14 protein-coding genes are annotated in these 13078 nt (G+C 61.5%); 4 read left to right on the top strand and 10 right to left on the bottom strand.

The window, feature by feature from the left end:
- Positions 1-19: 19 nt before the first annotated feature.
- The 4 genes from QMC96_00490 to QMC96_00505 are packed head-to-tail and all read right to left on the bottom strand — an operon-like array spanning position 20 to position 3645.
- Positions 20-643, bottom strand: a complete 624-nt coding sequence (locus QMC96_00490) for a hypothetical protein (protein MDI6875235.1) — start codon at positions 641-643, stop codon at positions 20-22.
- Positions 640-1785, bottom strand: coding sequence for a DNA primase catalytic subunit PriS (gene priS, locus QMC96_00495; GenBank protein MDI6875236.1), 1146 nt, complete (start codon positions 1783-1785; stop codon positions 640-642). The genes QMC96_00490 and priS overlap by 4 nt, the downstream gene beginning before the upstream one ends.
- Positions 1782-3356 (bottom strand): tRNA uridine(34) 5-carboxymethylaminomethyl modification radical SAM/GNAT enzyme Elp3, encoded by a 1575-nt coding sequence (locus QMC96_00500; protein MDI6875237.1) that lies wholly within the window; start codon positions 3354-3356, stop codon positions 1782-1784. Before QMC96_00500 ends, priS begins: the two co-directional genes overlap by 4 nt.
- A 7-nt stretch (positions 3357-3363) precedes the next feature.
- Positions 3364-3645: a UPF0058 family protein gene (locus QMC96_00505; GenBank protein ID MDI6875238.1), complete on the bottom strand. Its 282-nt coding sequence runs from the start codon at positions 3643-3645 to the stop codon at positions 3364-3366.
- Between the two features lie 53 nt (positions 3646-3698).
- Here QMC96_00505 and QMC96_00510 point away from each other — a divergent pair, with 53 nt between their 5' ends.
- The gene (locus QMC96_00510) at positions 3699-4562 is read left to right on the top strand and encodes an ADP-ribosylglycohydrolase family protein (protein MDI6875239.1); all 864 of its coding nucleotides are present in this window, start codon (positions 3699-3701) and stop codon (positions 4560-4562) included.
- Positions 4563-4570: 8 nt separating this feature from the next.
- Here QMC96_00510 and QMC96_00515 read toward each other — a convergent pair whose 3' ends face one another.
- Together QMC96_00515 and QMC96_00520 are read right to left on the bottom strand one after the other, a co-directional pair.
- Positions 4571-5020, bottom strand: a complete 450-nt coding sequence (locus tag QMC96_00515; protein MDI6875240.1) for a UPF0179 family protein — start codon at positions 5018-5020, stop codon at positions 4571-4573.
- Between the two features lie 6 nt (positions 5021-5026).
- Complete coding sequence (locus QMC96_00520; protein MDI6875241.1) at positions 5027-6106, bottom strand: NAD(P)-dependent glycerol-1-phosphate dehydrogenase; 1080 nt, start codon at positions 6104-6106, stop codon at positions 5027-5029.
- Between the two features lie 12 nt (positions 6107-6118).
- Here QMC96_00520 and QMC96_00525 point away from each other — a divergent pair, with 12 nt between their 5' ends.
- The 3 genes from QMC96_00525 to proS are packed head-to-tail and all read left to right on the top strand — an operon-like array spanning position 6119 to position 8965.
- On the top strand, positions 6119-6964 hold the full coding sequence (locus QMC96_00525; GenBank protein MDI6875242.1) for a DUF63 family protein: 846 nt from the start codon (positions 6119-6121) through the stop codon (positions 6962-6964).
- A complete protein-coding gene (locus tag QMC96_00530; GenBank protein ID MDI6875243.1) occupies positions 6957-7523 on the top strand; it encodes a stage II sporulation protein M in 567 nt (188 codons plus the stop codon). The genes QMC96_00525 and QMC96_00530 overlap by 8 nt, the downstream gene beginning before the upstream one ends.
- Positions 7524-7531: 8 nt before the next feature.
- On the top strand, positions 7532-8965 hold the full coding sequence (gene proS, locus QMC96_00535) for a proline--tRNA ligase (GenBank protein ID MDI6875244.1): 1434 nt from the start codon (positions 7532-7534) through the stop codon (positions 8963-8965).
- A gap of 699 nt (positions 8966-9664) precedes the next feature.
- On the opposite strand, the gene QMC96_00540 is transcribed toward proS, so the two are convergent.
- The 4 genes from QMC96_00540 to QMC96_00555 all read right to left on the bottom strand — a co-directional run bounded on the left by QMC96_00540 (position 9665) and on the right by QMC96_00555 (position 13036).
- Complete coding sequence (locus QMC96_00540; GenBank protein MDI6875245.1) at positions 9665-10189, bottom strand: HNH endonuclease signature motif containing protein; 525 nt, start codon at positions 10187-10189, stop codon at positions 9665-9667.
- Between the two features lie 137 nt (positions 10190-10326).
- Positions 10327-10782 (bottom strand): hypothetical protein, encoded by a 456-nt coding sequence (locus QMC96_00545; GenBank protein ID MDI6875246.1) that lies wholly within the window; start codon positions 10780-10782, stop codon positions 10327-10329.
- 466 nt (positions 10783-11248) lie between these two features.
- Positions 11249-11950, bottom strand: a complete 702-nt coding sequence (gene nfi, locus QMC96_00550) for a deoxyribonuclease V (GenBank protein MDI6875247.1) — start codon at positions 11948-11950, stop codon at positions 11249-11251.
- 597 nt (positions 11951-12547) lie between these two features.
- Positions 12548-13036 (bottom strand): ferritin, encoded by a 489-nt coding sequence (locus QMC96_00555; protein MDI6875248.1) that lies wholly within the window; start codon positions 13034-13036, stop codon positions 12548-12550.
- Positions 13037-13078 lie beyond the last annotated feature (42 nt).

Consider the following 13078-nt stretch of genomic DNA (forward strand, 5'->3'; position numbering starts at 1 on the left):
TTGAGTTCGAATACCAGTATTATTTGATAGGCCTGATATTTAAGGCTATGTTGCGGCCGCAGAGTACATCCGCATTCTTGAAGGGAAGTGTCGCGATATCCTCTCTCCCAAGGTGATAGATCCTCCCGTCCATACCCATGAACGGGTCCACATCGCTCAGGATCCGCACGAGACTGTACGGCAGGGAGGGGGCATCTTCTGACTCCTCCCTGCCCTTGGCCGCCGGCAGGACTGCCGCAGGCACCTCCGGCTCGCTCCCGTTGAGATCCAGCCGGCTCTCGAGCAGACATTCCCTGCACTTCAGGATGGCCGCCGTAACCTGCTCCAGCATCTCCCGTTCCGCTGAGAGCATTCGCCGCATCTCGTCTTTATCCTGGTAGTAGTTCTCCACCTGCTTGCAGGAGAGGGTGAGGATCTTCCAGGTTCGCCGATAGAAGACGAAGCGGATGGTGTCGCGGATGTAGTTGATCTCCTCAATCACGCTTCGCGCCTGATCGCTCAGCGGATCCTCCAGCCTGCGCAGCTGTCCGTAGAGTTCCTCCAGGTACGTCCGCGCATGCTCAAATGTGTCGCTCTGGATCTCGGAGAGCTTCTCGCTCTCCCTCTCATTCATCAGCACGAGGAAGAGATCTTCGCGTCTCATGCTCCTTTGCTCCCGGCGATCTCTGCAAGGCCTCTGCAGCAGAGGAATACAGCGAGCGCCTCCGGAACGGTATTCTCTCCCTTCTCGACCGCATAGGTGTTCCCGAGGAGGCGCATCGAGAGGGTGGCGCTCGCCTCCACCCGTACATCTCGTTCCCCGAATATAACTGCATCGACCAGGGGATCGAACTGCGGCAGATCGCGGACGGAAAGAGGAGTGACGCGCATTCCGCTCCCGCCGTGGAGCGAGGTGGGCAGGCGTATCAGTCTCTTGACGTCGGTCGTGACCGGCTCGTCGGCGAGGGCGGCGGTTTTGCGGAGCCTCGCGGAAAACTCGCCCTGTTCGGCCGCGATCAGCCGCTGAAGCAGCGGATTCGCCATGAATGCGGCCATACGGCGGGGCGAAGCGCTGCTCAGTAGATCTCCGGCGTACTTGCAGAGCCGTTTCGCCTCCTTATCGCGCATGCCCGCTACGTTCATGCAGTGCTGGTGCGCCTCCCCCTCCGGCAGCTGGAGTATCCAGCGGAGATACTCAAGCAACGTCGTCTGGTAGCGGAGCCGCCAGCCGCGCGCAGGCCTGGAGCGGTGGGGCGCCATGCATCGGGAGTCCAGCCCGATCCCGCAGACGTAATCTACGATCTCCCGCCGTTCCTGGCTCCCCCAGGTCCGCACCGCGATGTCATTGACATGGATGTGGTATCCCCTCCCCCCCGAGAAGACGACGGATATGCTCCGCTCGGAGAAACCCAGTTCGTCGATCAGCATGCGGAGAAGTTTCTCCGCCTCTTCGCGCACCCGCTCGAGCATCATATGGTAGGGTCCCCGCATGATGTGGTCGGCATCGAGATCGAAGATGAGGTCCGCACCGCTCCAGCGCTTCTCGGGCATCGTCGCGGCGGAGGGGGCCTCGTAGTATGCACTGGAGTAGTAGATGTGCGCCGGAACCAGCGTCCGGACGTACTCGGAGAGCTCCCCAGCGCTCCCGAACCCGATGTGGCGCCGCATGCGGATGTCGGTTGAGCCCGGGTCGAAGAAGACAAATCCCCATTCCCGCTGTTCCAGCGCCGCCGGGGGGGTGATGCTGACTCTCCTGTAGTACTCGGTGAACCGCTGCTTCAGGAACTCGGCGGTGGCGGGTCTCATGCCAGTCTCTTGATCATGTATGGGCCTTCCCGTTGATATCCCTGCTTCTTGTAATAGGGGCGGACCCCCACCCCTGACATGACGGCAACCCGTGCATACCCTGCACTTCCGGCGATCTCCTCGGCCGCACGGAGCAGATGGTTGCCGTAGCTGCGGTGCTGCCACTCCGCCTCCGCTGCGCGGGCGCCGAGGGCAACCATGCTCCCGTAAACGTGCAGTTCCCGGATCAGCGCCGCGCCGTCGAGCTCCGGCCGGAAGGCGGCGGACGGGAATCGGAGGCGCAGAAACCCGATCAGCGCCTCCCCCGCCTCCATAGAAATGAAGTGCTCGGTACCCCCGCAGCAGGGATAGGTCAGCACGGCAATCCCCGGAGTCTCCCGCGGGGGGAGTCTCCCCGCTTCACGGCAGCGGATGCAGCGGCAGCGCTTGCCCCACTCCTTCAGCCTTCGGGCTGCCAGCTGGCGGAAGTTCGAGTGGCGGGAGCCGGCCACGATCAATCTGGCGGGAATGTCCCGCTGTATCCTCTGCAGGCGCACGTACGAGGGCAGGATGGATTTGGCGTATGCGATCAGATCCACCAGTTCCTCCTCCGCATAGGGCTGGTACTCCCCCTGCCTGTAGAGATCCTCGATCCCGGATCCCGGCGTCACCAGCGTGGGATAGATCTTCAGAAAATCCGGTCGGAATCGGGAATCCTCGAAGAGCGTCTCGAACATCCTGCGGTCCGTCTCGATGCTGCTCCCGGGCATGTTGGGCATCACGTGGAACCCCACTTTCAGGCCGGCATCCCGAAGGTGCCGGTTCGCCTGCACGGCATCCTCGACCGTGCATCCCCGCCGGTTCAGGGCGAGGATGCGATCCTCCGAATGCTGGATGCCAAGCTCCACCTTCGTCACCCCCAAGCGCAGCATCTCCCCGATCTGCTCCCGACGGGACCAGTCCGGGCGTGTCTCGAAGGTGGTCGCGACGCATCGCGCCAGAGCGGTCTCGTTCGCGAGGAACACCTCTTCGAGGCTGCCGGAAGGCGCAGCGTCAGGGCTGCCGAACGCGTTCATCGCCTCGATGCAGCGGCGCACGAACCATTCCTGGTACTCGACGGGACGTGCCGTCATCGTCCCCCCCATCACGATCAGCTCCACCTTGTCTACCGGATGCCCCAGGCGGAGGAGCTGCTCCAGCCGGGCATGCACCTGTCTGTACGGATCGAACGCATGCTCCCGCGCGCGAAGCGCGGCCGGCTCCTCACCTGTGTAGCTCTGAGGGCTCCGGAACGGATGTTCGGGCCCTCCGGGGCAGGGGAGGCACTTTCCGTGCGGACAGGGCGCCGGGGACGTCATCACGGCAACGGGCGCCACCCCCGAGAGGGTCCGCGTGGGTTTCACCTGCAGGATCCTTCGGATCAGATCCCGTTTCTCCGGATCCGCGGCGGCCAGAATCGCCGAGTTCTTGGGAATGGGGGAAAAACCATATTTCCGGCAGACATCGATTTTTATTCTTTCGACATCGAACGATCCCGGTCGCTCAGAAGAGATCCGGGAGATGATCTCCCGATAGATGGCTTCTTCGTCCATCGCGCTGTTAGTGCTCTGCCGTCACCTTTCTTGAGCCGAGATCGTGCGCATAACCCGGCACCTGGTGCATGTTGATATGCTGCACGAGTTCCTCGCCCAGTGTGAGAATGGCTTTTTTATGCAGGATTTTATTTTTATGAATGTGCACGGGAGAGATCGCGAGGGAGTCGTATTTGCCGGTCAGAACCTCCACCCCGCTTACGCTTTCATAGTATTTCTTGATATGAACAAGCAGCATGTGTAGATGAAGCAGTTCCTCTTTTTGCACATCATCACCTTTCTTAAACATTACTATTTTTCCTTCCTACATATAATTTTATGGTGGTTTTTATATTGAACGGGATGAATGCTGCCGGCGCCCTTCTGGGGCTCGCTGTCGGCGACGCCATGGGTGCTCCGCTTGAGGGTCTGCCCGCCCCGAGACGGAAGATAACCCGGATGATCGGAGGGGGGCTGCACGGTATCCGGCGCGGGGGGTACACGGACGACACCCTGCAGGCCATCGCCATTGCCCGCTCTCTCGTCGTCTGCAGGGGATTCTGTGCAGAGGATGTAGCACAGCGGCTGGTTGCCGCCTACCATGCCCATCCGTCGTTCTTCGGCCCCACCTCGTCCGCCGCCTTCGATCTGATCGAGCGGGGGTGCAGCCCCGAGACGGCGGCATGGTTGATCCACCAGAGGAAGGGGGAGAGCCGATCCAACGGCAGCGTCATGCGCGGCCCGCCACTCGGTATCTTCTACCCTCCCACTGCCGTGCGCACTGTGAGCCTCCGCTGCTCCCGCCTGACACACTACGATCCTGTCGCGGGAGAGTGCTCCGCGTTCGTCAACCAGATGGTGAGCAGCCTGTGCCGGGGGGCCTCCCGGGAGAGGGCCTTCGATCTCGCGCTCGACCAGTGCGAGGACACCGAGCTTCTCTGTCGCATGCAGGACTTCGGACGGTATCCCCTGCTGCCGTCCCTGGATGCCGTGGAGGCCACACACTGCGCGGTGACCCTGTTCCTGGAGAGCGAGACGTTTTCCGACGCGATCATCGCGGCGGTGAATCTGGGCGGGGATGCGGATACCGTCGGGGCCATATGCGGAGCCCTTGCCGGCGCCGAGCAGACCCTTGCAGCCATCCCCTCTCCCTGGCTGCAGGATCTGCAGGATGCGCACCGCCTGCTCGAACTCGCGGCAGATCTCTGCTCCGTCTCACGTCCGTAAAAGAGGGCTTATACGGGGCGCAGCTCCACCAGTTTCAGCACCCTGCCCCTCTCGCAGCCTTCCGGGGCATTGCCCAGTATCTCCCCCACTACGTACCTCTCCCCCTCGATGATCCCCTCCGGGTGACAGAGGTCGTAACTCTTGCACTCCCTCCTGCTGCAGGAGAATTCGAAGAGAATTCTGGAGTTCACAATCGCCTTATCCGCACTGATCAGTCCGACAATCGGCGACTCGACAACCTCGATGGCGCACGCGCCCCCGGCGTGCACCTGGCACTCATGCTTCGTCGTTGCCCGAATGCCCACGATGCGGTACTTTCTCCCCGTCTGAAGATTGTGGCACGCCTTCCGCACGCGGCAGACCTCGCACTCGGGCAGTTCCCCCTCGTAAATGAAGTCGAGACCGGGCCGTGCGAGCGTGGCGCCGATCACGGTCACCTTCGGTTTTCCATCCGTCATTCGACCTCACTCCCGATAGAGCATTCGCACCAGGTTCTGTGCGGCCTCTCTCGTGATCCCCATGTCCAGAATGGTGAACCGCTCCGGGCGGATCGTCTTTGCCATCAGCAGGGCTTCGACGGCGACCCCATCCTCGATCCCGATCTCCGACGGCGTCGTCGGGGCTCCGATCGTCATCAGGGAGCTGCGGATGGATCGCCAGTCGCCCCCGTGGAGGTACATGGTGATGATCGTCCCGATGCCGCACTTCTCGCCGTGGAGACCCTGCTTCGGCGCGAGGATGTCCAGAGCATGGCTGAACTTGTGCTCGCCGCCGCTTCCCGGCCTCGAAGAGCCGGCGATGCTCATCGCCACCCCGGAGGAGACGAGCGCCTTCGTGACGATCCAGGCGCTCTCCTCCTGGTGCGGCTTGATCGCATCCGCATTCTTCACCAGTATCTCCGCCGTCATGCGCGACATCGCCATGGCGTACTCGGATACCGGTTCCCCCCGGAGGCGATGGGACAGCTCCCAATCCAGCACAGCCGTGTAGTTGGATATGATGTCCGCACATCCGGAGGCGAGCAGACGGTGCGGAGCGGAGGCGATGATGCCGGTGTCCGCGACGATGGCGATGGGCGGATGGGCTTCGAGCGAGGCAGCTCCCTCTGCGGTCGGCACCGACGCTCGCGCGGAAGCGATGCCGTCGTGGGAGGCGGCAGTCGGCACGCTGATGAAGGGGCGGTCGAGGTTGAAAGAGGCGATCTTCGCGATATCAATCACGCGACCTCCGCCGACCCCGATGAGGAAGTCTGCAGAGGCGGCATCCGACTCCGCCTGCGCTATCACCTCCGGCGTGATCGCGTCCGCAATGAGGACCGAGGTATCGTACGAAGCAGACAGCAGTTCTTCCACCCGTTTGCCCGCCACCTGCATCGTACTCTTCCCGGAAATGATGAGCGCAGAATCGCCGAGTTTCAGATCCTCGCTGACTGCCGGCAGCTGGTCCAGCACGCCGTGCCCGATGATTACGTCCCGGGGCAGCTGCATCCACTTGGACTTGTCGAAAACCTTCCTTTTGAGTACTTTTATGCCATCTGCGCTCATTTAATATCAGGTATGATTAGGGAGTTCGTATACAAATACTACATCGATCCCATACGCTACGGTCAGCCCTATACTCTGGTCGATACGCTGACCTACGCGCTCCTCCTCATCGCCGCCGTCTACTTGATCCACCGCTGGTTCGAGAGGGAGGGGATCGCGGTGGATCGGGACTTCATCCTCTCCACACTCCCTTACGTCGTCCTTGGGGGGCTGCTCCGCGTCGTGCAGGACACCGGCCTGATACAGTCCGATCTCCAGTTCCTTCTGGTGACGCCGCTCATATTCTTCTCCCTCTTCGTCTTTACCGTGGGTGCGCTCTACACGGCCCGGCGGGTGCGCGCAAACGCGAGCACGGATGCCAGGCTGCGCCTCTACCGGGGGATCGGTATCGTCGCATGTGCTTTTGTCGCGCTCGTTCTCCTCCTGTTCGGAATATCGGAGACGCTCATCGCTCTGGATGTTCTCGGGATCATTCTCGCCATCGCCTTCGGCACTACCGCCGCCGTCTGGCTATCCGTGCGGTATCTCCTGGGATGGAAGTTTGTTGCCGATCCGCTCTATATATGCCTCATCTTCGGGCACATGCTGGATGCCAGCGCGACATCCTTTGGCATCGACCTGCATCCCCTGCAGTACGTGGAGCAGCATGTGGTGGGATCGGTGCTGATCGAGTGGACCGGGACCGCGTTTGCCATGTTCCCGCTCAAACTCGCGGTTGTGGTGCCTGCACTCTATGTGCTTGAGATGTACCGCAGGGAGGGGAACTCGACCCTCTGGCACCTGGTGATCCTGGCCATGATCGTGGTGGGTCTGGCCCCGGGCGTGAGGGACATGATGCGGATGGTGCTGTATGTTTGAGCTGACGTACGGCAGGGCGATTGCTGCCACCCTGGTGATCTTCTGTATCGCCGCCCTCCTGGGTGCAGCGGCCGTCTCTATCAGTCCGGAGTCGGGAAAAGCGCTTCTCGAGGTGATGCGCGAGCAGATTGTGGGCGACGTCCTGGGCGGCGATCCCCTCATCCTCGCAGCGAAGATCTTCCTGAACAACCTTCAGGCCAGCATCCTCCTCTTTCTGGGTGGGGCATCATTCGGACTCCTGACACTCTTCATCCTCCTCGTGAACGGCGTGGTGATAGGCGGGGTCCTGGAGCTGGTGCGGGAGCAGCAGGGCTTTCTCTTCGTAGCCGCGGCGATATTGCCGCACGGACTCTTCGAGGTGCCCTCGTTCATCATCGCCGGATCGCTCGGGCTGATGCTGGCGCATGCGCTCTACAGGGAGTGGTTCTTCGGGGAGGACGCGGCGATGCACGCGCTTGGCCTCGGCAGAAAATTCGTCACGATCGTCGTCCCCCTGCTCGCTGTCGCGTCGATGATAGAGGCCTTTATTACGCCAGAAATCATAAATTTTGTAATTTGAGGTGTTTTATGGAAGAAGAGACGGGCGCCCTCCCCCAGAAAGACGATTTCAGCAGCTGGTACAACGAGGTGCTCTGGAGGGCGGAGATCCTGGATGTGCGGTATCCGGTGAAGGGTCTGTATGTCTGGTATCCGTACGGGTTTGCGATACGGAGGCGGGTATACCACGAGCTCCGCGAACTGATGGATCGGGATCACCAGGAGGCGCTATTCCCCCTGCTGATACCCTTCCAGGAGTTCATGAAGGAGGCGGAGCACATCAAAGGGTTCGAGGACGAGGTCTACTGGGTGACGCGCGGCGGGTCGACCGAGCTGGACGTCTGCCTGGCGCTGCGTCCGACGAGCGAGACGGCGATCTACCCGATGTATGCCCTGTGGATCCGTTCGCACGCGGATCTTCCCCTGAAGCTCTATCAGGTCGTGAATACGTTCCGCTACGAGACGAAGCATACCCGCCCGCTCATCCGCGTGCGGGAGATCACATCGTTCAAGGAGGCGCATACAGTCCACGCCACATGGGAGGAGGCGGAAGAGCAGGTGAAGAGGGCGATCGATCTCTACCGGGAGTTCTACGACCGGCTCTGCATCCCGGTCGTCGTGTCCCGCCGGCCGGATTGGGACAAATTTCCGGGTGCAGACTACACGATCGCCGTGGATACCGTCATGCCGGACGGAAGGACGCTGCAGATCGGGACTGTCCACCACCTGGGAGATCACTTCTCGAAGACCTTCGACATCCAGTACGAAGACGCCACAGGCGACCAGAGGCATGCCTTCCAGACCTGCTACGGCATCTCCGAACGAAGCATCGCGGCTCTCATCAGCCTGCACGGAGATGATCGCGGTCTCATTCTGCCTCCGCTGATCGCACCCATCCAGGTGGTGGTGGTGCCCATCCTCATGGGGAGGCGGAGGGACGACGTGAGTGCGGCAGCGATCGAGCTTGAAGAGCAGCTCAGGCAGGGGGGTATCCGGGTGAGACGGGACACCCGCGAGATCCGCCCCGGTGCAAAGTACTATCACTGGGAGATGCGGGGAGTCCCCCTGCGGCTGGAGATCGGGCCCCGGGACCTGGACGCGGGGGTTGTAACCGCCGTGACGCGGCTGGGCAGGCGCACCTCGATTGAGCGTTCCGCCATCCTGGAAGGGGTGAACGGGATCATGACCGATCTGCAGGAAGAGATCCGGGTTCGGGCCAGAGCGCGGCTGGAGTCACGGATCTGCGTGGCGTCCGATCTGGATGGTGCGATCCAGGCGGTGAAGCAGGGCATGGTGGTGATCCACTGGTGCGGGTCTTCCGAGTGTGCAGAACTCATCGAGAAGGACGTCGATGCGAGCATTCTCGGAACAGATCTTCAGTGCCCCATAGCAGTGCCGCAGGAAGGTCCCTGTCCGGTCTGCGGGAAAGTCGGGCTGCCTGCTCTCCTCGCCCGCTCCTACTGACAACCACTCTCGTATCCCCTTTTTCCGAGATACGCGGTACGGATCGCGCTTGGCTGTCTTTCTGTCTCCTGCATCGCATATCCTGATCGTGGCGTTCGCACCAGCCACGAGCACGGGTCTGGATGCAGCGGAGGATCCATCGGAGTGCTGGCGTTCCGATCGGGTAGTCCCCCAGACATTGGAGACGACCGATCCGAAGGATCGATCGAATGCGGCGGGGACCGGGCAGCGTGCCGCCGGATCTTGCCGAACCGAAGGTATCGGACCAGGCTACGCGGGATGAAGGAATGCCAGATCCTTCCCGTATGGACCTTTCACGGCTTCGTTCCCCCGCATTCCTTCTTCAGGCCTATCTCACCAAGGGGACGAATCCCCCTTGTCTCCGATCCCGCGGTGCGAGATCCGGAATGGCAATCCTATTGGGCTGCTGCAACCCTAACGCCTGCAGGGAGAGCAGGCACCGACCTCTAGGAAGGGGTCGGAGCCGGCGTGCGGCAGGAGCCCCAATCCGGTCGCCCCATTCCATGTGCAATCCCAGCATATCCCTGTGCGTCCGGCGCCGGGCTCTGGCGGCGAGAGGTTTTCTGGCAACCCCCCCACCCGTGCGGCGTCGAAGCCATCGGGGAATGGAGGGAGGCCCTGTGACGGGCACGGTTCCCGGGGGGTCGGAGGATGCCCTCCTGCCCAACCGCCATCCTCTCAGTTCGGCTCCGATTCTTCCGGGCTGCCCTGCGGGGGATGCACGCTGCGGAGCGCATCCAGGCCCTTTCCGGACTCTTCCGTATTCTGCAGAACCGTATGCACCCGCGCGTGGCATATCCCGCACAGGGTGAGAAGGTTGCCGGGATCGTCGTTTGTCTTGTCCTGGTCGATGTGGTGGATATGCAGCGCGGTACTTCCGCCGCAGAGGGCGCAACGGGAAGCGTCGCGCTCTAGGATCGCTTTCCGGACGTTCTTCCACCCCCGGAGGGCGTACTTGTCCCAGGATCGGACGGGAAGGTCCGAGAGCGAGCAGAGCAGCTCCCCGTCCTTTCGTTCTGCATGCGGACAGCGGTAGCAGAGACGCTTGAATCGATTCGACTCGATCCGTCCGCAGCAGAGGGGATCCACGCGGGTGTCGAACGTGTCCAGTGTGAGCTGGATCTCGAGCCTGGAACCCCGGCGGTCGGCTGCCCGTCCGCCCCCGACCGCCAGCCTCCGTTTCTCGTTCAGACGTCCTGACATTCTCTGCAGTCGGGAGCTGATGTTGCCGGACGGCGCGGGAAATTTGCACAGGTTCGCATCGTTGGCAGCCGTTCGAATGCAGTCAGGTATCGTCCAGGATCGCACTGTGTTCCGAGCGAAAACAGGTGAGAGTGCCCTCAGCAGTTCGGGCAGATGAAGTGAACGGTATATCCGGGGAGTGCCAGGTCCCCGATCATGACCTTTCGCCCATTATTGACAAAGATTCGGCCGCATTTTTTGCACCGCTTGGGTTTCAGCCTGTCCCACCGGGACATGGGCAGATCCAGTTCGTAGTAGCTGGTCTGCGCGTTCTTCGTGCCGTAGCCCGAGGAGTCTGCATATCCTGTCAGCAGGTCCATGATCTGGAGGGGGCTCACTCCCATGTCGTCGAACCGCTTGAACATGAAGTAGTTCAATACGATCCAGGCTAGATCGGAACGGTCCAGCCCTTCCTCGAACTCCATGCAGGCGTCTTCCTCCTCCTCAAGGGCGCAACCGCAGAGCGGGCAGCGTCCACCCACCAGCTCGTCCAGAAAGACCTCCTCCTGGCATCCGGGGCAGGTGGTGTGGCGGGCATTGATCCGTGAACTCATGGGCGTTTACTCCTTTTAAGAGGCTGTTCCTGCCGTATGCCTGGAGGAATCCTCTTCGTGACTACGATCGATGTTCGGTGCATCTTCAGTTCTGTGTTGTACTGGGTATCTTCATATACATATCGCATGGAGGGCGGTTATCGGGAAATACGCAAATCCCGCGCGCATTTCTGTCATGCTGCCCCCCTCGAGTCCCCTGACGCGAACGGCTTCATACGCGGCTCCGATTCGCACCAGGATTCCGTTCAAACCGCGGGAAAATCCTGCCTCTCCAGCCGATCCTACTCGATGTAGTTGGGGGTTTGTGGACTTAAAAGTATTGATTCCTGCAAATTTCCGATGATATCCGTCGAACCTGCGCTGCAGGATGCGCTCCCCCGCGGTTCCGTCCGATACGGCAAGTGTGGCAGGGCTTTGCATTTCACCCGGCAGCATTGCGCCGCTGTGCTGCCCCACTCGCTCGCGATCACGGCACGCATCGATCCTCTATACCCCGTATTCGAGCGCGGTTTGCCAGCTGGTGAGCCTGGCGGATAGGTTCAGGCAGCCGGTAACCCCGGGATGCTGTAAGAACCACCTTCACAGCAGATTCGAGATCGAATCTGTGCCCTACGGACACGAAGACCGGCGCTGCCCTCTCCGACGTCCGCACTGCCATGCCAATCACGTTCCCATCTGAACGGATGGGGGACGCTGATCCGCGGGTGAGTGGAGGGTCGGAGAATCTCCCCGTAAGAATGCGTTTGGCCACACCGATACTCGGCGTATCCAGCAGGACTCCCATGTGGCTTGCGATACCGAATCCTCGGGGATGCGCCACGCCGTGACCATCGAACAGGACGACATCCGGTGCCTCTTCCAGCTGCGAGAAAGCCTCGAGGAGGATGGGAACCTCGCGGAATGCGAGCAGACCGGGAATGTAGGGGAAGCGGATCCCGGAAGCAGCGCACACTCCGTTCTGGAACTCGATCTGCGGATAGGTGAAGGTGACGACCGCTGCATAACCCGTACCGCCATCTCGGGCGTAGGAGACATCCGCTCCCGCGATACTGCGAATCGTACCAGGATCCACGGCATCTCCGATCCGCACACGCTCTTTCAGCTGCAGCTGCAGGGCAATCGCCTCGTCCCGCGTATCGATATCGGGAATCCTGAGAACGGGCTCCATTCGTTCCCCCTCAATCCATCAGGGCATCCCCATGCTGGACAACCCCGTGTTCTGGCCTTCACCCGCAGGAATCCCGACTCCGGTTCCTCGCGGCGAATCTTTCGCGGTGCACCGCGCCCCTTCCCTCTCGCCCGGAGCGACCATCATCCATCCGGCTTGTCCGCTCCTTGCAGCTGCTGCATCCATGGTTCATGCATTCCCGGTATCCGGTCGCCTCCCCGGTGGAGCGGGGCTGCAGCAAGGGGATGCGTAGACACCCCTCCCCGGGGCATCGCGCTGCGGCGAGGGGCATCCCCCTCTCCCTCATGATCCCGCTTCGCCATCCGGTGCGGCGCGGCAGGAGTCCTGGATCTGGAATGGCTGTCGCCCCTGGTGGGGCACGCCGCTCCCGAGCCAAGCGGACGGGCCTCATGCCGAAAACGGCGGCAAGACTATGTGAGAGAGGAGTTGATGAAAAACGTCGGGATACGACGCGAAAGAAGCCTCTGACGCAGTTCGGATGAGCAGACGGACCGACAGGCGAAGCGGAGAAGGCAGCGCAGGAAGGCTGTCTTCCGCAGGCGTTCTCCCCCATGGACGATCGGACGATCGACAGTATCAGGCGCGCTCTGCCAGTTGGGCATCCAGCATGAGGAGCAGCCCCTTCTCCTCGCCGATCATCTTGAGCCGGTCGACGATATCGCTGGCGCTCGCCTCTTCTTCCACCTGTTCGTCCACGAACCAGCGGACCATGTTGGCTGTCGCATGATCCTTCTCCCGGATTGCCAGATCCATCAGATCGTAAATCCAGTTCGTCACTTTCTGCTCGTGCTTGTGAACCTCCTCGAAGACTTCGAGGGGAGTACTCCATACCTGTCTCGGCGCCTCGATCGGCATGAGGGAGATCTTGCCGCCGCGGGATATGACATGATCGAAGATCTTCATCGCATGTTCACGCTCTTCCAGTGCCTGGGTGCGCATCCATTTCGCCATGCCCCTGTAGGACGTGGACTCGAAATAGGCCGACATGGAGAGATAAAGATAGGCGGAGTAGAGCTCGCGATTGATCTGCTTGTTCAACGCCTCCTGTACGCTCTCAGCAATCAAAGAAAAACCTCCTCGTGCATTTACCGGTTCCCCCTTCCTGTC

Source organism: Methanomicrobiales archaeon, from assembly GCA_030019205.1.
GTDB lineage: Archaea > Halobacteriota > Methanomicrobia > Methanomicrobiales > JACTUA01 > JASEFH01.

Coding starts and splice junctions, on each gene's coding strand:
- QMC96_00515 (MDI6875240.1), bottom strand. CDS start 5,020: ATGACGGATGGAAAACCGAAGGTGACCGTGATCGGCGCCACGCTCGCA.
- priS (MDI6875236.1), bottom strand. CDS start 1,785: ATGAGACCCGCCACCGCCGAGTTCCTGAAGCAGCGGTTCACCGAGTAC.
- nfi (MDI6875247.1), bottom strand. CDS start 11,950: ATGGAGCCCGTTCTCAGGATTCCCGATATCGATACGCGGGACGAGGCG.
- QMC96_00500 (MDI6875237.1), bottom strand. CDS start 3,356: ATGGACGAAGAAGCCATCTATCGGGAGATCATCTCCCGGATCTCTTCT.
- QMC96_00505 (MDI6875238.1), bottom strand. CDS start 3,645: ATGTTTAAGAAAGGTGATGATGTGCAAAAAGAGGAACTGCTTCATCTA.
- QMC96_00525 (MDI6875242.1), top strand. CDS start 6,119: ATGATTAGGGAGTTCGTATACAAATACTACATCGATCCCATACGCTAC.
- QMC96_00540 (MDI6875245.1), bottom strand. CDS start 10,189: ATGTCAGGACGTCTGAACGAGAAACGGAGGCTGGCGGTCGGGGGCGGA.
- QMC96_00490 (MDI6875235.1), bottom strand. CDS start 643: ATGAGACGCGAAGATCTCTTCCTCGTGCTGATGAATGAGAGGGAGAGC.
- QMC96_00530 (MDI6875243.1), top strand. CDS start 6,957: ATGTTTGAGCTGACGTACGGCAGGGCGATTGCTGCCACCCTGGTGATC.
- QMC96_00510 (MDI6875239.1), top strand. CDS start 3,699: ATGAATGCTGCCGGCGCCCTTCTGGGGCTCGCTGTCGGCGACGCCATG.
- QMC96_00520 (MDI6875241.1), bottom strand. CDS start 6,106: ATGAGCGCAGATGGCATAAAAGTACTCAAAAGGAAGGTTTTCGACAAG.
- QMC96_00545 (MDI6875246.1), bottom strand. CDS start 10,782: ATGAGTTCACGGATCAATGCCCGCCACACCACCTGCCCCGGATGCCAG.
- proS (MDI6875244.1), top strand. CDS start 7,532: ATGGAAGAAGAGACGGGCGCCCTCCCCCAGAAAGACGATTTCAGCAGC.